Source organism: Pseudonocardia sp. ICBG1142 (assembly GCF_020496255.1).
Taxonomy (GTDB): Bacteria; Actinomycetota; Actinomycetes; order Mycobacteriales; family Pseudonocardiaceae; genus Pseudonocardia.
The window spans coordinates 216,185-233,146 of sequence record NZ_JAHLJC010000030.1 but is presented as its reverse complement, the minus strand read 5'-3'; the positions used below and the strand labels follow the sequence as shown (position 1 = coordinate 233,146).

At 74.0% G+C, this 16,962-nt stretch carries 19 protein-coding genes; 12 read left to right on the top strand and 7 right to left on the bottom strand.

Translation table 11 applies throughout. The features are described 5' to 3' along the window. Positions 1–5: 5 nt before the first annotated feature. Genes KPL59_RS15170 through KPL59_RS36930 form a run of 3 tightly spaced genes read left to right on the top strand, consistent with a single transcriptional unit; the run spans position 6 to position 2,798 of the window. Complete coding sequence (locus KPL59_RS15170; RefSeq protein WP_226353171.1) at positions 6–767, top strand: NAD(P)H-dependent oxidoreductase; 762 nt, start codon at positions 6–8, stop codon at positions 765–767. Between the two features lie 28 nt (positions 768–795). Further along, positions 796–1,740, top strand: a complete 945-nt coding sequence (locus tag KPL59_RS15165; RefSeq protein WP_226353170.1) for an MBL fold metallo-hydrolase — start codon at positions 796–798, stop codon at positions 1,738–1,740. Continuing rightward, positions 1,737–2,798, top strand: a complete 1,062-nt coding sequence (locus KPL59_RS36930) for an endonuclease/exonuclease/phosphatase family protein (RefSeq protein WP_226361185.1) — start codon at positions 1,737–1,739, stop codon at positions 2,796–2,798. Before KPL59_RS15165 ends, KPL59_RS36930 begins: the two co-directional genes overlap by 4 nt. Here the strand turns inward: KPL59_RS36930 and KPL59_RS15155 are convergent. The 3 genes from KPL59_RS15155 to KPL59_RS15145 all read right to left on the bottom strand — a co-directional run bounded on the left by KPL59_RS15155 (position 2,780) and on the right by KPL59_RS15145 (position 4,518). Next, on the bottom strand, positions 2,780–3,406 hold the full coding sequence (locus KPL59_RS15155; protein ID WP_020626629.1) for a MerR family transcriptional regulator: 627 nt from the start codon (positions 3,404–3,406) through the stop codon (positions 2,780–2,782). The two genes, KPL59_RS36930 and KPL59_RS15155, sit on opposite strands and share 19 nt — an antisense overlap. Before the next feature lie 14 nt (positions 3,407–3,420). Then, positions 3,421–3,972, bottom strand: a complete 552-nt coding sequence (locus tag KPL59_RS15150) for an ATP-dependent Clp protease proteolytic subunit (protein WP_020626628.1) — start codon at positions 3,970–3,972, stop codon at positions 3,421–3,423. A 63-nt stretch (positions 3,973–4,035) separates the two neighbouring features. Further along, the gene (locus KPL59_RS15145) at positions 4,036–4,518 is read right to left on the bottom strand and encodes a MarR family winged helix-turn-helix transcriptional regulator (protein ID WP_075312454.1); all 483 of its coding nucleotides are present in this window, start codon (positions 4,516–4,518) and stop codon (positions 4,036–4,038) included. Positions 4,519–4,531: 13 nt separating this feature from the next. Here KPL59_RS15145 and KPL59_RS15140 point away from each other — a divergent pair, with 13 nt between their 5' ends. Next, a complete protein-coding gene (locus KPL59_RS15140; protein WP_226361184.1) occupies positions 4,532–5,257 on the top strand; it encodes an FMN-dependent NADH-azoreductase in 726 nt (241 codons plus the stop codon). A gap of 61 nt (positions 5,258–5,318) precedes the next feature. Here KPL59_RS15140 and KPL59_RS15135 read toward each other — a convergent pair whose 3' ends face one another. Beyond that, the gene (locus KPL59_RS15135) at positions 5,319–6,359 is read right to left on the bottom strand and encodes a sigma-70 family RNA polymerase sigma factor (protein WP_226361183.1); all 1,041 of its coding nucleotides are present in this window, start codon (positions 6,357–6,359) and stop codon (positions 5,319–5,321) included. 235 nt (positions 6,360–6,594) lie between these two features. On the opposite strand from KPL59_RS15135, the gene mftR reads away from it, so the two are divergent. Continuing rightward, positions 6,595–7,233 carry a mycofactocin system transcriptional regulator gene (mftR, locus tag KPL59_RS15130; protein WP_060713485.1) on the top strand — a complete coding sequence of 213 codons (639 nt, stop codon included), beginning with the start codon at positions 6,595–6,597 and terminating at the stop codon, positions 7,231–7,233. A gap of 62 nt (positions 7,234–7,295) precedes the next feature. Here mftR and KPL59_RS15125 read toward each other — a convergent pair whose 3' ends face one another. Then, complete coding sequence (locus KPL59_RS15125) at positions 7,296–8,384, bottom strand: hypothetical protein (RefSeq protein WP_226361181.1); 1,089 nt, start codon at positions 8,382–8,384, stop codon at positions 7,296–7,298. A gap of 603 nt (positions 8,385–8,987) precedes the next feature. Here KPL59_RS15125 and KPL59_RS15120 point away from each other — a divergent pair. Further along, the gene (locus tag KPL59_RS15120) at positions 8,988–9,191 is read left to right on the top strand and encodes a cold-shock protein (protein WP_020627638.1); all 204 of its coding nucleotides are present in this window, start codon (positions 8,988–8,990) and stop codon (positions 9,189–9,191) included. Positions 9,192–9,268: 77 nt separating this feature from the next. Here KPL59_RS15120 and KPL59_RS15115 read toward each other — a convergent pair whose 3' ends face one another. Both KPL59_RS15115 and KPL59_RS15110 read right to left on the bottom strand, forming a co-directional pair. Further along, positions 9,269–9,763 carry a hypothetical protein gene (locus KPL59_RS15115; RefSeq protein WP_226361180.1) on the bottom strand — a complete coding sequence of 165 codons (495 nt, stop codon included), beginning with the start codon at positions 9,761–9,763 and terminating at the stop codon, positions 9,269–9,271. A gap of 6 nt (positions 9,764–9,769) precedes the next feature. Beyond that, entirely contained in the window at positions 9,770–10,069 is a 300-nt protein-coding gene (locus KPL59_RS15110) for a hypothetical protein (RefSeq protein ID WP_226361179.1), read from the bottom strand. A 316-nt stretch (positions 10,070–10,385) separates the two neighbouring features. Between KPL59_RS15110 and KPL59_RS15105 the strand changes: the two genes are divergently transcribed. The 6 genes from KPL59_RS15105 to lon all read left to right on the top strand — a co-directional run bounded on the left by KPL59_RS15105 (position 10,386) and on the right by lon (position 16,812). Continuing rightward, positions 10,386–10,913, top strand: a complete 528-nt coding sequence (locus tag KPL59_RS15105; RefSeq protein ID WP_226361178.1) for a bifunctional DNA primase/polymerase — start codon at positions 10,386–10,388, stop codon at positions 10,911–10,913. 279 nt (positions 10,914–11,192) lie between these two features. Beyond that, the gene (locus KPL59_RS15100) at positions 11,193–12,536 is read left to right on the top strand and encodes a DUF445 domain-containing protein (protein ID WP_226361177.1); all 1,344 of its coding nucleotides are present in this window, start codon (positions 11,193–11,195) and stop codon (positions 12,534–12,536) included. A 148-nt stretch (positions 12,537–12,684) separates the two neighbouring features. Next, positions 12,685–13,149 (top strand): helix-turn-helix domain-containing protein, encoded by a 465-nt coding sequence (locus KPL59_RS15095; RefSeq protein ID WP_060713481.1) that lies wholly within the window; start codon positions 12,685–12,687, stop codon positions 13,147–13,149. An 11-nt stretch (positions 13,150–13,160) separates the two neighbouring features. Further along, on the top strand, positions 13,161–13,886 hold the full coding sequence (locus tag KPL59_RS15090; RefSeq protein WP_226353162.1) for a hypothetical protein: 726 nt from the start codon (positions 13,161–13,163) through the stop codon (positions 13,884–13,886). 154 nt (positions 13,887–14,040) lie between these two features. Continuing rightward, on the top strand, positions 14,041–14,352 hold the full coding sequence (locus tag KPL59_RS15085) for a DUF2516 family protein (RefSeq protein WP_374111630.1): 312 nt from the start codon (positions 14,041–14,043) through the stop codon (positions 14,350–14,352). A 117-nt stretch (positions 14,353–14,469) separates the two neighbouring features. After that, positions 14,470–16,812, top strand: a complete 2,343-nt coding sequence (gene lon, locus KPL59_RS15080) for an endopeptidase La (protein WP_226361176.1) — start codon at positions 14,470–14,472, stop codon at positions 16,810–16,812. Positions 16,813–16,962 lie beyond the last annotated feature (150 nt).

The window sequence follows — 16,962 nt, the reverse complement described above, 5'->3', positions numbered from 1 at the left end:
GCAGTATGCCGTCCGTCCTGTGGTTGAGCGCCCACCCCGAAACCTCCTCGCTGAACGGTGAGCTGCGACGAGCCGGTGTCGACCGGCTGCGTTCCCGCGGCCACGACGTCGTCGAGTCCGACCTCTACGCGATGCACTGGGACCCGGTCCTGCGGCCGTGCGACGGGGGCGTCGACAGCGGCACGTTCCGCGTCGGAGCCGACACCCGGGCCGCGTACCTCGAGGGCCGGCAGGCGCCCGAGGTGGCCCGTGAGCAGGAGAAGCTGCGCCGGGCCGACGCGCTCGTCGTCCAGTTCCCGCTGTGGTGGTACGGGATGCCCGCGATCCTCAAGGGCTGGTTCGACCGCGTCCTGGTCCACGGGTTCGCGTTCGGGACCGACGCCGCCACCGGCCGGCGCCTGCGGTTCGAGCAGGGGCGCCTCACCGGCAGGCGTGCGCTCGTCCTGACCACCCTCGGCGATCGTCCGGCCGCGATCGGGCCGCGCGGCATGTCCGGCGAGCTGCATCAGCTGCTGTTCGGTCTGCTGCACGGCACCTTCGCCTACACCGGGATGGACGTCCTCCCGCCCTGGGCGCTCCCGAGCGCCGACCACGTCGAGGACCTCACCGCGGTCCGGACCGACCTGTTCCGGCGGCTCGACGGTCTCTTCGACGACGACCCGATCCGCTACCGGCCGCAGTTCACCGGGGAGTACACCGGCGGCTGGGAGCTCGCCCCGCACATCCGGCCGGGGGAGACGGGGCTGGACGTGCACATCGCGGGCTGAACCGGGTCGAGGGGGCCATGATCGGAGTATGAGCGCCCACCCCCACGACATCACCGTTCCCGGTCCGCCCCGGCTGGAGGAGGTCTCCGAGGGGCTCTACGCCTACGTCCAGCCCGACGGCACCTGGTGGATCAACAACACGGGGCTGCTGGTTGGGCCGCAGGGCGCCGTCGTCGTCGACTCCTGCTCCACCGAACGCCGGACCCGGGCGTTCGCCGCCGCGATCGGCGAGGTCACCGACCGGCCCGTGCGCACGCTGGTCAACACCCACCACCACGGGGACCACACCTGGGGCAACGCCCTGTTCTCCGGTGCGACGGTCGTCGCGCACGAGCGGGCGCGCGCGGAGATGATCGCGTTCGGGCCGCCCCGGGACCTGCCGTTCTGGGACCACGGCGACTGGGGCTCGCTGCCGCTGGACCCGCCGTTCCTCACCTTCACCGACCGCGTCGCGCTGCACCTGGGGGACCTGCGGGTCGACGTCGTCCACACCGGGACGCCCGCGCACACGACCAACGACGTCCTCGTCCACGTGCCCGACCGGTCGGTCCTCTACTGCGGCGACCTCGTCTTCCACGGCGGCACGCCGTTCCTGCTGATGGGGTCGGTGACCGGGGCGATCGACGTCCTGGAGCAGGTGGTGCTGCCACTCGGAGCCGCGACGACGGTGCCCGGCCACGGCCCGGTGTTCCAGGGCGACGGGCCGGTCCGGGACATGCTCGACTACCTGCGCTTCGTCGTCGACCTGGCCGAGCGCGCCCGCGACGCCGGCATTCGCCCGCTGGAGGCCGCCCGCGACACCGACCTCGGCCGGTTCACCGACTGGCCGGACGCCGAGCGCATCGTCGGGAACCTGCACCGCGCCTACGCCGAGCTCGACGGCGCCGAGCGCGGCGCCCCGATCGACGTCATGACCGCCCTCGCCGAGATGGTCGAGTACAACGGCGGCCGCCCACTCACCTGCCTGGCGTGAGCACCGGCCGCGGCGACGACGACCGCGCCCGGACCCGACGGCCGCCGGCGGTCGGGACCGTCCCCGCGGACCAGGTGGAACCGAGCGCGCCCGGCATCCGTTGTCCACCCGTGTCCGTGATCGTCGACCGAGCCCTGCGTACCGCCGTCACCGTGCTGCCACGGCGGTGGCGGACCGACCGGCACTCCGCCCTGGTCGGGCTGACCGCGCTGCGCCCGCACCTCGGCGTCGCGGGGCTGGGGGTCGCCGGCCTCCTGCGACTCGCCGGGCTGCGCCGCACCGCGACGGCGGTGGGCCTGGCCGGTGCCGCGGCCGCCGCCCCCGCGCTGCGACGGGTGCTGCCCCGGCCCGCCGGTCCGCTGCCGGACGGGCCCGAGCTGACGGTGCTCGTCGCCAACGTGCTGCTGGGGCGTGCGGACCCCGGTGCGCTCGCCGCGACGGTGACCCGGGAGCGGCCGGACGTCGTTGTGCTGCCCGAGGCGGGCGTCGCCTACCTCGACCGGCTCCTGCCCCTGCTCGCCGGCTACCGCGGGTGGTCGTCGGTCCCGAGCGGCGTCCCGGACCAGCACGGCACCGTGGTGCTGGCCGCGCCGAGGGCCGGGGACGTGGACGTCCGGCCCGGGGAGGGCATGCGGCTGCCGCACCTGGAGGTCACCGGCGGCCTGCTCGGCACCCGGACGCTGTACGCGGTGCACACCTCCGCCCCGACGAACCCGCGGTGGACCGAGCTGTGGGCCGGTGAGCTCGCGCTGATCGGGGAGTGGACCCGCGCCCGGCCGACACCGGTCGTCGCCGGGGACCTCAACGCCGTCGTCGACCACCGGCGGCTGCGCGACGCCGCCGGTGGCTGCGTCGACGCCACCGACGGCACCGGGCGGGGGCTCGTCGCGACCTTCCCCTCGTCGCTGCCGCGCTGGGCCGGTATCCGCATCGACCACGTCCTGGTGCCCCGCGGATCGGTGACCCGCCGTCACGTCGTCCTCGACACCCCGGGCAGCGACCACCGCGCGGTGCTGGTGACCGTGCGGCTGCCCGACGCTCAGGAACCGTCGCGGTAGAGCTGCGCGGAGCGGCTCTCCTGGGCGATGCGGCGCAGGGCCGCGAGCAGGGCGTCGCCGAGGACGGTGCCGATCAGCGCGGTCTCCGCGGCATGCTCCCGGCCGGTGGTCCGCCCGATCGCGGCCATGTCGCCCTCCGCGGCGCGGTCGGCGGCCTCGGCCCACGCCCGCAGCGTGGTCTCGCCGGGAGCCAGGCCCAGCTCCCGCATCCGGGCCAGTACCGACCGGGCCCCGGCCAGGGCGGGTGCTCCGTGCTCGACCTGCCAGCCCACGTGGGTCATCGCCTGCTCCAGGTCCGCCTCCGCCTCGTCGAGCGAGCCGGACGCCCCGACGTCGCCGGTGATCGCATAGACCGTCCGGCCGAGCATGGCGTGCAGGCTGACCGCGGGGTCGTCGACGGCCGACAGCACCTCGCGGACGGTGGCGATCGGTAGCCCACCGACCTCGACGAGTGCCCGGATCAGACGGAGCCGGCGCAGGTGGGTGTCGTCGTAGCGGGCCTGGTTCGGTGACGTCGTCTCGCCGCGGGGGAGGAGGCCCTCGCGCAGGTAGTACTTGATCGTCGCGACGGGGACGCCGGACGACCGGGACAGATCCGAGACTCGCACCTGCGAGACTCTAGCTATCCGTTTCGAACCCGGGGCTCCGACAGCCCGTCGACGAGGCCGAGGGTCACCGCCTCCGACGCCGACAGCCAGCGGTCCCGGGCGTCGTCTGGCAGCGGGGCGCCGCAGTAGGTCGCGGTCAGCGACTCGATCTCGCGACGACGCCCGGCGAGGTGGTCGGCCCGGACCCGCACGTCGCCGGGGTGGGAGCCGCGGACCGGGCCGTCGGCGGTCGGGAGGAACGCGGCGTGCGCGCGGGCGAGCCGCTTGCCCGGCGTCCCGGACGCGACGAGGAACGGCACCGGGCCCGCGAGCGACCCCGCGGCGACGGTCGCGACGTCGACACCGAGCGTGCGGATCGTGTCGTGCACGGCCATCGCCGCGACCGGGGAGCCGCCGGGGGCCAGCACGTGCAGGGTGACGTCGCGTCGCGGGTCCTCCGCGGCGAGCAGCAGCAGGCGTGCGCAGGTCTCGGCGGCGACCTCGTCGTCGAGCTCGCGGGCGAGCAGCACGATCCGCTCGCCGAGCAGGCGGTCGGCGGGGTCGGATGGGGTGGACAGGACGGGCATCGGATCTCCGCTCCTCGGGTGTCCGCCCGACGCTAGATCCGGAACCGGCCTCTGGACCTGCGGTTACGCCGACGGCGGACGGGGTTCGCCGTCGGCGGAGGTCGGGTCGGTGCCCGCGGTCGCCACTCGGCGCAGCAGCGTCCGGAGCGCGGTCTGCTCGTCCGCGGTGAGCGGCGCCAGGATGTGGGCCTCGGCGCTGCGCATCCGCTTCTCGGTGTCGCAGAGCAGCGCCCGGCCGGCCTCGGTGAGCACGATCCGGCGGGCACGGCGGTCGGTCGGGTCGGGGCGGCGCTCGATCAGGCCCGCCTCCTGGATCTTGTCCAGCAGATAGGTCATGACGGTGCGGTCCACCCCGAGCTTGCGGGCCAGCGCGAGCTGGGTGGGCGGGTCGTCCGCGGCCGCGGCGGCGAGCACCTGGAAGCCGCGCTGTCCGCCGGGCAGGGCGGCGACGACGCACTGCACCGCGGTGGCGTGGTCGCGTGCCACCCGGGTCAGTGCCCACGCCAGGTCGCACTCGACGCTCTGCGGGGCGGACGGACCGGACATCGTCACAGGATACGTGCTTGCCAAGGTCTTCTCCTACGAAGATACTCTGTCGAACAGAACATCTTCTTCTCAGATTGACCGGGAGGTCACCGTCCTGTTCCGACTCGACGCGAGCATCCGCACCGAGGGCTCCGTCAGCCGCGAGATCGCCGACGAGGTCGAGCGCGCCTACCTCGAGGCGCAGCCGGGCGCCGAGGTCGTCCGTCTCGACCTGGGTACCGCGCCGCTGCCGGCCGACCTGTGGACGACCGCGGTCGCGGCCGGGTACGTGGCCGAGGCCGACCGCACCCCGGAGCAGCGCGGGGCCCTCGCGCGCATCGCGGAGCTGGCGGACGACGTGCTGGCCGCCGACGCCGTCGTCATCGGTTCTCCGCTCTACAACTTCGGCATCGCCGCGCACCTCAAGACCTGGGTCGACGCCCTGATCACCGACCCCCGGTTCGCGCCGGGCACCACCCCGCTCGCCGGCCGCCCGGTCGTGCTCGTCGTCTCCCGGGGTGGCGGCTACGGGCCGGGCACTCCGCGCGAGGGGTGGGACCACGGCTCCGGCTGGATCACCCGGATCCTGCGCGACGTCTGGGGCGCCGACGTGACCGTCGTGGAGACGGAGCTGACCCTCGCCGACGTGGTGCCCGCGATGAGCGAGCTGCGCCCGCTGGCCGCGGAGAAGCGCGAGCGCGCCCGCGTCGACGCCCGCGCCGCGGGGGAGCGGATCGCCGCGGTGACGCCGGCGGCCTGAGCGCCGGGCCCGAGCACCGGGCCGGGGCGGTCGGACGCCGCCCGGCCCGGCCGGGGCCGGGTCAGGCCACCTTCGGCTCCCACAGCTCCGGCCGGTCGGCCAGCTGCAGCGGCAGCCCGAAGTAGCCGAACAGCTCGGTGTTGAGGAAGATGCTCAGCCCGGTGACGACCCCGTCCTCGATCCGCAGGGCCGTGATGCCCCAGGCCTCGAACTCGCCGTTCGGCCCGGACGGCTTCCACTGGGCGAAGCCGACCGTCCCGTTGATCTCCACCGGAGCCACCCGCGACCCGCGGCAGCCCTGCCCGGGACCGGTCGCCATCCAGGCGATGACGTCGTCCCGGCCGCGGAACCACAGCTCCAGCGGAGGCATGTTCTGCTCGACGTCCTCGTGCAGCAGCGCGGTCAGCGCCTCCATGTCGAACGCCTCGAAGGCGGCCATGTAGCGCATCAGCAGCTCGGTCTGCGCCGGGTCCATCGCCGGGGAGGTCTGCGGCGCGGTCTCGGAGATGCCCTGCTCGGACAGGGTGGCACGGGCGCGCTGCAGGGCGCTGTTGACCGAGGCGACCGTGGTGTCCAGCAGCTCTGCGACCTCGGCGGCCTTCCAGCACAGGACCTCGCGCAGGATCAGTACGGCACGCTGGCGGGCCGGCAGGTGCTGGAGCGCCGCGATGAACGCCAGCCGGATCGTCTCCTTCGCGACGGCCTTGTCCGCCGGGTCCCCGGCCGGCGTCGACACCCGGGCGTCGGGCATCGGTTCGAGCCACTCGGCGTCGGGCAGCGGCTCGCGCAGGGACTCGGCGACCGGTGCGCCGGGGCCGCCGATGTCCATCGGGACGGCGCGACGCTTGCGTCCGTTCAGCGCGTCGATGCAGACGTTGGTGGCGATGCGGTACAGCCAGGACCGCAGGGAGGACCGGCCGTCGAACTTCGCGACGCTCTTCCAGGCCCGGACCATCGTGTCCTGCACCGCGTCCTCGGCCTCGAACGCCGAGCCGAGCATCCGGTAGCAGTAGCCGGTCAGCTCGCGCCGGTGGTCCTCGAGACGTTCCTCGGGTGGCCGCTCGTCCACGGTGGCGTCGGCAGCCCGTGCGGGTGCGCTCATGGTTCCCCCTCGACGTAGCCGTCCGGGTGGGTCCCGGTCCGTCTGGTCGCGAGTGTGCCGCGACACACCGACAAAGTGGAGGGCTCGCGCGACGAACGGCCGCCGAACAGGGACGACGCACGCCGACGGGCCGACCGCGACGTGGGATGATCGGGGCCGACGGCGCTCCGCTCGACCCTCCCGGTCCGCCGGTCGCACGCACGACGGAGGAGTCGGGGAGCACGGCGGGGCGACGATGTCAGCGGTGACCGAGAACGACGGGACCGGGAGCACCGGCGGGAGCGGCACACGCCGCGCCGGCCGGCGTCCGGTCACCTCCCGCTCGGAGATCGAGCACATCGCCCTGGAGATGTTCAGCGACCAAGGGTTCGAGAACACGACCGTCGACGACGTCGCGCACGCCGCGGGCATCGGGCGTCGCACGTTCTTCCGGTACTTCGCCTCCAAGAACGACATCGCCTGGGGTGCCTTCGACGAGCAGCTGGTGGGGATGCGCGCGGTGCTCGCGGCCCAGCCGCCGGACCTGCCGACGCTGGAGGGGGTCCGGCGCGCGGTGCTGGAGTTCAACCACGTCGAGCCGGCCGAGCAGCCCTGGCACCGGCGCCGGCTGCGGCTGATCCTGCAGACCCCGGCGCTGCAGGCGCACTCGACGCTGCGCTACGCCTCGTGGCGGGAGGTCGTGGCCGACCACGTCGCCGAGCGCCGTGGGGAGGCCTCCTCGGGGCTCGTCCCGCAGAGCGTCGGGCACGCCTGCCTGGGCGTGTGCATCGCCGCCTACGAGCGCTGGCTGGCCGACGACACCGCCGAGCTCGCCGACCTGCTCGACGAGGTGCTGCGGTCGTTGCAGCGGGGCTGGGCGACCGAGCTGCCCTGAACGCGCCGCGACGGCGCCCCGGTGCGGGGACGCCGTCGCGTGGCGATGCGTGCGGTGCCAGGTCAGCGGGTGGTGCCGAAGAGCCGCTCCCAGAGGCTCGGGCGAGTGGGGGCGGTGTCCTGGGTCGTGGCGTCGGCCGGAGCCTGCGGCGCGACGGTGCAGCCCGAGGCGGTCGCGTCGGCCGGGGCGGTGGCGACGGCCGGTGCACCCGGGGCCGCCGGCACGGCGGGAGCACCCGGGAGGGCAGAGGTGCCCGGGGTCGTCAGAGCGCCCGGAACGGCCGGGGCCTGCGGAGCGGTCGGCGCACCGGGCACCGCCGGGGTCGCGGGCGCGCCCGGGACGGTGGGCGCTGCCGGGGCGGCGGGGGTACCTGGGACGGCCGGGGTCACCGGCGCCTGGGGGAGGGCCGGGGCCCCGGGGGCGGCGGGAGCCTGCGGGACGGCCGGAGCGCCCGGGACGGCCGGCGGCTCCGGGATCTGCTGGCCCGTGGCGTCCGTGGTGACGGCCACGGCCGGGGTTGCGGAGGTGGCCGGGACCGCGGGGGCCGCCGGGGCGACCGGAGCCGCGGGCGCGACCGGAGCTGCCGGAGCCACCGGAGCTGCCGGAGCCGCGGGCAGGGCGGCGGCGCCGGGAACCGCCGGCGCGACGACCGCGGGCACGGTCGGCGCGGCCGGGACGGCGGGGACCTGCGGCGCAGCCGGGGCAGCCGGGGCGGCCGGTACGGCCGGAGCGCCCGGGACAGCGGGAACCTGCGGTGCGGCCGGAGTACCCGGGACAGCGGGAACCTGCGGCGCTGTCGGAGTGCTCGGGACGGCGGGGGCCTGTGGGGCGACCGGCACGCCCGGAGCGGCCGGGACTCCCGGTGCCGCGGGAACTCCCGGTGCCGCGGGGGTCGGCACGTCCTGGACGGGGACGGCGGCGTCGGCGGGCGTCGCCGGCGCGGTCGCCGCGCCGTCGCCGAAGAGCGTGTCGAACAGCCGGTCCAGCGGGCCGTCGGACGGCGTTGCGGGTGCGTCGGCGGCGGTCGCGGCCGGCACGACCGGGGTGGAGGCATGAACGGGCTCGGCCGCGCCGGCCACGCCGGCGCCGTACACACCCAGGGTGCCGATCATGAGGGTCAGGGCGACGGAAGTGGTGACTCGGGATCGCACGGTCTCTCCAGTTCGCTGTGCTGCTGCACGGGGTGACGGACAGCGCTGAGCTTGCGGTCACGGGGCGTCGTCCACCAGTGACCTGATCGTGGCCACACGCGTCACAGGGGTCCCATCGGTCACGCTGTGGCCGGATCGCACCGCGCTGCACCCGGAACGGGCGACCCCGTCCGGGTTCACGGGCGGCCGCCGAGCGGGTCGGAACCGCCGCCGCCACCCGAAACGGGGAGTGTGGACGCCTGGTGCTCACTCGACGGCGTGGAACGTGTGTCGTGCTCACTCGTTCGGGGTGGTGATGACCGCCCGTCGTCGATCGGCGGCCCGAATCTCACGCGGCGTGGTCACCCGTGGCGTCGTGCGGCGGGTGGTCGGTGCCGCGGAGTCGGCCGTGCGGGGGGGCGAGTGAGGACGGTCGACGTGTCACGGAGCCGTGGTAGCGTCCGCGGCGGTTGCAGTCGTTCTTCTCCGATCGCCGTCGAGCGTCCGTTGAAGTTGTGACGGTGGGCGTCGTCGATCGGTGCTGAGGTGCCGCGGCGGTGTCCACGCGACCTCCGGCTCTTGCTGTGAGGGCCGGAACCGCTCCATCTGAGAAGGACACACGCTATGCCGCAGGGCACCGTCAAGTGGTTCAACGCCGAGAAGGGCTTCGGCTTCATCGCCACCGACGACGAGGGACCGGACGTCTTCGTCCACTACTCCGCCATCGAGTCGAACGGATTCCGCACGCTGGAGGAGAACCAGCGCGTTGACTTCCAGGCCAGCCAGGGCAAGAAGGGCCCGCAGGCCGACTCGGTCCGCGTGATCTGACTTCTGCGCGGGCACGACCCGCGCAACGCGACGGCGCCGGCTCCCCTCGGGGACCGGCGCCGTCGTCGTTCCCGGGGTCAGCCGAAGGCCGGTCGCAGCCCCTCCCGTGCTCGCAGCGCCGCCGCGACGACCACCGCGGTCACGCCGAGCACCGCGACCACGGTCACCGGCACCGTCCCGGTCGCGGCGGACTCCACGGCGACCCAGACCAGCGCCCAGGCGGCTGTCGCCGCGTACGGCAGTGCCGCCGTCGTCCGCCGGGTCGCGACGCCCGCGCCCAGCACGCCGACCAGGAGCAGCGCCGCGGCCGTCACCGGGCCGAGTGGCACGCCCCAGTAGGTCAGCGTCACCGAGAACCCGGCCACGGTCGCCAGCGACACCCAGCCCGCGTAGAACGCGAGCGGCCCGTGCAGCAGTGCCCGGTCCGCCGTCCCCTCGGCCGGGAATGCGGCGAGCCGGCGCAGCACCACCGCGAGGGTCACGAGCAGCGCCACGATCAGCAGCTGTGCGGTCCCCAGGAACTCCTGGGAGAACACGACGATCCAGCCCGCGTTGAACACCGCCGTCGCCACGAACAGTCAACCGGTCGCCCGGTGCACCGTGCGCGACCGCTGCCCGGGCAGTGACTGGTACACCGCGTACACGAGCAGGACCAGGTAGATGAGGCCCCACACGGAGAACGCCACCGTCGCGGGGGTGATGAGTGAGGGGTAGCGGTCGCTGAGCACCCGCTGCGACTCCCCGAACGTCCCGCTGCCGCCGAGCGAGCCCGCCACCGCCTGCAGTACTGCCGCGGCGAGCACCGCCCAGGTCCGTGCCGTGTCCATCCCGGTGGCCGGGCCGGCCGTGCGGCCGGCCCTCGCCGTCGTCGACGCCATGTCGGTCCTCTCGATCTCGCAAATATCTCTATCGTAAAGATAATCGATGCACGAGGCATGTCGAGCGGTGCGACGACCGGCACCGCACCGGACGGCGTGGAGGTTGCCGCCGGTCGTCGGTCCGCTGCGCCCGGTCACCTGCCGTTCACCGGTGGTCGTGGCGTTGTGCGGTCGGCGTTCCCCGCTCGTCTCGCCGCTGCGCACCCTCGTCGCGTACCCCTCGCGAAGTCGTGCCCGGAGCCCGCATCCTGGTGTTGTACTTCACAGGTGAGCGGCACCGCAGGGGTTGTCGCACAAGCGGAAGGAAGTGACCTCCATGTCCTGGTGGGACAGCTACCGAGCCGTCTACGGCGCGGAGCTGCGAGCGGCCGCTCGCGAGTACGCCGACCACGGTTGGCCGCTCGTGCCGGGGCCGGGCGCGGAGGTCATGCTGGCGACGGGCGACGTGCTCGACGTGGTCGAGGTTCCCGCGGTCATCGGTCGCCAGGCCTGCCGGACGCTGCGTGAGGCCGGCGAGGTCGTGCCGGTCGCCGCGACGCCCGAGGACACCTGGTGGTTCCCGATGAGCCCGCGGCACGCGCTGCCCGCCGAGCTGAGCCTGCACGCCGACGTGGTGCTGCACACCGACGGCATCGGTGTCGTCGCCCCGCCGACCGAGCGTCCCGAGGGCTGGGTGCAGTGGCGCGTCGCTCCGGCGCGGGTCGGCTACCGGGTGCCGGAGGCCGCGGTCGTCGTCGAGGCGATCTGCGACGCGGTGCGCCGTCGTTCCGGCGAGCAGGTCCTCCCCGACGAGCACGAGGTCCGGGCCGAGCGGTCCGGCATGCCGGGCGCCCTGCGCCGCTGATCCACCCGCGCGGCCCGGACGGAACCGAGGATCCGGCCCGCGCGACCGCGTACCGCCCGCCCGGGCGTCTCGTCGCCGTCCCCGCTCGTCTGGAGTGCGGACGCCGACACCGGCCGGGTGGTGCGCAGCGGAGGCGGCGCCCGAGGGGGCACTTCTCCCTCGCCGAGCAGCCGCTCCACCGGCCACGGCCGGGTCCGGCGGGACATCGCCGGACCCGGCCGGGCCCCGCTCCGGGCGCCCCCGCCGCCCGATGTCGGTGTCCCCGGGCACTATGGGTGTGTGCAGACCTCCCGCGCGCCGGAGCGCCCGACCCCCGTCCCGCAGCGGGACCGCACCATCGGGACCGTTCCCGCCGTCCCCCTCGGTGGCTTCGGGCCCGGTGACGAGCAGAAGCGACGCGACCTGCGGCGGATGAAGGCCGTCGCCACCGGGTTCCTCCTCGGTGCGACGGTCGTGTTCTTCGTCGCGAAGTACTTCGAGGTCGTCCGCGGTGTCCCCGGGGCGGACTACGTCCGGGCCGCCGCCGAGGCCGGCATGGTCGGTGCGTTGGCCGACTGGTTCGCCGTGACGGCACTGTTCCGGCACCCGCTGCGGATCCCGATCCCGCACACCGCGATCATCCCGCGCAAGAAGGACACGATCGGCGACGCCCTCGGCGACTTCGTCGGGGAGAACTTCCTGTCCGAGTCCGTCGTCCGCGACAAGCTCGACCGGATCGGGGTCAGCGAGTCGGTCGGGCGCTGGATCGCCGAGCAGGGCAACGCCGACCGCGTCACCACCGAGCTGGCCACCGCCGCGCGGGCGGTCGTGACCGTGCTGCGCGACGAGGACGTGCAGAACGTCATCGAGACCGTCGCGGTGCGCAAGCTGATGGAGATCCCGGTCGGGCCGCCGATGGGCAAGGCGCTGGAGGGCGTCCTGGTCGACGGTGCCCACCGGAGGCTGGTCGACCTCGTCTGCGACCGCGCCTACGACTGGGTCGCCGACAACCAGGAGATGGTCCTGCGGGTCGTGCACGACCGTGCGCCTTCCTGGACCCCGCGCTTCGTCGACGACCTCGTCGCGGACAAGCTGTTCGCCGAGGTCCGCGGCTATGCCTGGGCCGTCAAGACCGACCCCGAGCACCCGCTGCGGCACGCCGTGGACCGGTATCTCGCCGAGTTCGCCCGCGACCTGCAGCACGACGAGACGACCATGGAGCGCGCCGAGCAGGTCAAGCGCCAGGTCGTCGAGCACCCCGAGGTGCAGCACTTCATCGGCCGCGCCTGGACGGTCGTGAAGGCCATGGTCCTCGACGCCGCGGACGACCCGTCGAACGAGCTGCGCCTGCGCGTGCGCGACGGCCTCATGGCCTTCGGGCGGAGGCTGGGTCGCGACGCCGAGCTGCGCGCGAAGCTCGACGGCTGGCTGGCCGACGCCGCGTCGTACGTCGTGCGGCACTACCGGCACCAGATCACCACGCTCATCACCGACACGGTCGCCCGCTGGGACGCGGAGGAGACCTCGCGCAAGATCGAGCTCCAGGTGGGCCGTGACCTGCAGTGGATCCGGATCAACGGCACCGTCGTCGGGGCGCTCGCCGGCCTGGTCATCCACGCCGTGGGGGAGCTCGTCATCGGGTGATCGGGCAGGTGTCCCCGCAGGACATCGCGCCGTCATGGACGTGGCGCACACCACGTGACCAGCGCTAGCACCCTGCTTGCAAGAGCTAGCAGGGCCGCGTACGGTCGATTCCGTCAGTGAAGAACGGATCGAGGCGGAGGTGAGACGGATGGCCACCGAGCGCAAGCCCGGAGACCGTGAGTCCGTCGAGCCCGCCGAGCGCGTCGCGCAGGCCGTCGAGAGCGTCGGTCAGACCGTGGGGCACGCGGTGGAGGACATCGGGTCCTACATCCGCGCCCAGCGCGAGGCCGCCCAGGTCTCGATGCGGCAGCTGGCCCGCACCGCGGGCGTCAGCAACCCGTACCTGAGCCAGGTCGAGCGGGGACTGCGCAAGCCGTCCGCCGAGATACTGCAGCAGATCGCCAAGGGGCTGCGCATCTCGGCCGAGGCGCTGTACGTCCGCGCCGGCATCCTCGAGGAGCGGCCCGCCGGTCAGGTGACCGACGCGGTGCTCACCGATCCGACCCTCAGCGAGCGGCAGAAACGCGTGCTGCTCGACGTCTACGAGTCGTTCCGCAGGGAGAACGGTCTCACCGCCGATCCCGACGACACGTCCACCGAATCCAGGAAGTGATCATCATGGCCGTGAACCTCCCCACCAGCGCCGACGTCCAGAAGCTGCGTGAGCAGACCGCCGAGCAGGCCGAGGTCGTCCGCACCCCGCTGCTCGCCGTCCTCGGTGCCGGCGACTACGCCTACAGCACCGTGACCAAGGCCGTCACCGACGCCCGCGAGACCGCCACCAAGCGCGCCGAGGAGGTCCAGACCCGCGTCCAGGAGCTCCCCGAGGAGCTCAAGGAGCTGCGCGGCAAGCTGTCCTCGGACAACATCCGCAAGCAGATCGAGGAGTTCCGCTCCGAGGTCGAGGGTGTCTACGTCGGCTTCGCCCAGCGCGGTGAGAAGGCCTGGGGTCGCATCCGCAAGCAGCCGCAGGTCAAGCAGGCCATCGCGACGGTCGAGGACCTGACCGAGAAGTTCGACACCCGCGTCGACGAGTTCGTGGACGAGACCCACGAGGTCGCCGTCAAGACCCTCGGCGCCGTCACCACGCAGACCCGCTCGGTCGGTGAGAAGGTCGCCCGCCGCGCCCAGACCGCCGCGGGCGAGGTCGCCGAGGCCGTCACCGAGGTCTCGAAGGAGGCCGCCGAGGCGATCGAGGAGGCCGGCGACGAGGTCGCGTCCACCACGCGTTCGACCGCGCGCCGCACCGCCGCCAAGACCGACCCGAAGACCGCCACCGGCGCGAAGGTCCCGGCCCGCAAGCCGACCACCCGCCGTGGCACCTCGAGCGCGTCCGCCGCGAAGAAGTGACACCCGCCGGGCCCCGCGCCCGGTGAGCACGCACCGCGCCCCCGGCCGATCCTCGATCGGCCGGGGGCGTCGTCGTGTGCGGGGCCGTGGATCGGGCCGCCCGGGATGCGGCGCCGGACGTGACCAGCGCCCGGGTTGTCCGTACTGTGGCCGCGTGCTGTCGCTGCCAAGTGCCCCCGATGAAGTGATCATCTTCGTGATCAAGTGGATCATGGTGGTGGTCGGCGGGTTCTCGTTCGGGCACGCGCTGAGGCAGCGCGCCGACGCCTTCACCGCGGCGGGCAAGCTCACCAAGAACGCCTGGCTGGGCATCACCGGCGTCGCGCTGCTGCTCCTGCTCGTCACGGGCGGCCCGATGTACGGCGGGGCCATGTTCTGGCTGGCCGCCACCGTCGCGACGCTGGTCTACCTGGTCGACGTCAAGCCCGCGGTGATGGAGGTCCAGGGCGGCGGACCGCGCTGGTGACCCACCCGGTCCTCGGGGTGCTCACGGCCGTCCCGGCCGGCCGAGGTCCGCGTTCGCCCTGAGCGGACACGACTCAACTCCGGGAAGCGGAGGGCCCTCCGCGTGGTTGTGCCGGGCATGAGTGACGTGCTGACGCTCCCGGTCCTGCCCCTCGACGACGCCGTGGTCCTGCCCGGCATGGTCGTCCCCGTCCGTCTCGACGACTCCGACACCCGTGCCGCGGTGGACGCGGCCACCGCCGCGGCCCAGGACCGCGACGACGGGAGACGGGTGCTCGTCGTCCCCCGCATCGACGGCCGCTACGGCGCCATCGGCGTCGTCGCCGTGCTCGAGCAGATCGGCAGGCTCCCCAACGGGGACCGGGCCGCCGTCGTGCGCGGTGAGCGGCGCGCCCGCATCGGGTCGGGGGTCTCCGGTCCGGGCGCGGCGCTCTGGGTCGAGGCCGAGCCGATCGAGGCCGGTGCGCCCACCGGCCGCACCCAGGAGCTCGCCCGCGAGTACAAGGCCCTGGTCGTCGGCATCCTGCAGCAGCGGGGCGCCTGGCAGGTGATCGACTCGGTCCAGCAGACCGACGACCCGGGCGCGCTCGCCGACCTCGCCGGGTGGGCCTCGTGGCTCGACGTCGCGCACAAGGCCGAGCTGCTCGCCGAGACCGACCTCGACGCCCGGCTGGAGAAGCTCCTGGAATGGACCAAGGAGCACGTCGCCGAGCAGGAGGTCAGCGAGAAGATCTCGAACGACGTCCGCGAGGGCATGGAGAAGCAGCAGCGCGAGTTCCTGCTGCGCCAGCAGCTCGCGGCGATCCGCAAGGAGCTCGGTGAGGACGACCCGGAGGGCTCCGACGACTACCGCGCCCGCGTGGAGGCCGCCGACCTGCCCGACGACGTCCGCAAGGCCGCGCTGACCGAGGTCGGCAAGCTGGAGCGCGCCTCGGACCAGAGCCCGGAGTCCGGCTGGATCCGGACCTGGCTCGACACCGTCCTCGACATCCCGTGGAGCACCACGACCGAGGACTCGTCGGACCTGGTGGAGGCGCGTCGCATCCTCGACGCCGACCACGCCGGCCTCGACGACGTGAAGGAACGCCTCGTCGAGTTCCTCGCCGTGCGCGCCCGTCGCGGACGCAAGGGGCTCGACACCATCGGCGGCCGCGGCTCGGGCGCGGTGCTCTCGCTGGTCGGCCCGCCCGGCGTCGGCAAGACGTCGCTGGGGGAGTCGGTCGCCCGCGCGCTCGGACGCAACTTCGTCCGCGTGGCGCTCGGCGGCGTGCGTGACGAGGCGGAGATCCGTGGCCACCGGCGCACCTACGTCGGCGCGCTGCCCGGCCGCATCGTCCGCGCGATCCGCGAGGCGGGCTCGATGAACCCGGTCGTGCTGCTCGACGAGATCGACAAGGTCGGCAGCGACTTCCGCGGTGACCCGACCGCGGCGCTGCTGGAGGTGCTCGACCCGGCACAGAACCACACCTTCCGCGACCACTACCTGGAGGTCGACCTCGACCTGTCGAACGTCCTGTTCCTGGCGACGGCGAACGACGCCTCCGCGATCCCCGGCCCGCTGGCCGACCGGATGGAGATCGTGACGCTCGACGGCTACACCGAGCCGGAGAAGGTCGCGATCGCCCGCGACCACCTACTGCCGCGTCAGATCGCGAAGGCCGGTCTGGACGACGGCGACGTGGAGTTCACCGACGTCGCGCTGTCGATGATCGCCGCCGAGTACACCCGGGAGGCCGGGGTCCGGCAGCTGGAGCGGGGCCTGGCGAAGGTGCTGCGCAAGGTGGCGGTGCAGCTGGACGCGTCGGACACGGCGCGCCCGGTGCACGTCGACGCCGATGCGCTCGTCACCTACCTCGGACGGCCGCGGTTCACCCCGGAGTCCGCCGAGCGGACCTCGGTGCCGGGCGTCGCGACCGGACTGGCGGTGACCGGCGCCGGTGGGGACGTGCTGTTCATCGAGGCCACCGCAATGGAGGGCGAACCGGGCCTGCAGATCACCGGGCAGCTGGGCGAGGTGATGACCGAGTCGGTCTCGATCGCCCTGTCCTACCTGCGCTCGCGCGGGCTGGCCGGTGACCTCGCGTCGCGCAAGCTGCACGTGCACGTCCCGGCCGGTGCGGTCCCGAAGGACGGCCCGTCCGCCGGCGTCACGATGACGACGGCGCTGGCCTCGCTCGCCTCCGGCAGGCCGGTCCGGTCGAGCGTGGGCATGACCGGCGAGGTGACGTTGCAGGGCAAGGTCCTGCCCATCGGCGGGGTGAAGCAGAAGCTGCTCGCCGCGCACCGGGCCGGGCTGACCGACGTGATCATCCCGAAGCGCAACGAGCCCGACCTGGACGACGTCCCGGAGTCGGTGCGCGCCGAGCTGCGGGTGCACCCGGTCGCCGACGTCGCCGAGGTGCTCCGGATCGCTCTGGAGCCGGCCCACGAGGCGGCGGAGGCCGAGCAGCCCGCGGCCTGACCCCCGTCCGACCGGCGGCGTGAGTCGCACGAACCGGCGCCCGTCCCGCACACGTGGGGCGGGCGCCGTCGTGTGCGCGCCCGCCCCGCGCCGCGCCGCGCCGCCCCGACCCGCTCCGCGCCCCAGCCGATCCGGGAACTGCGCCGAGAT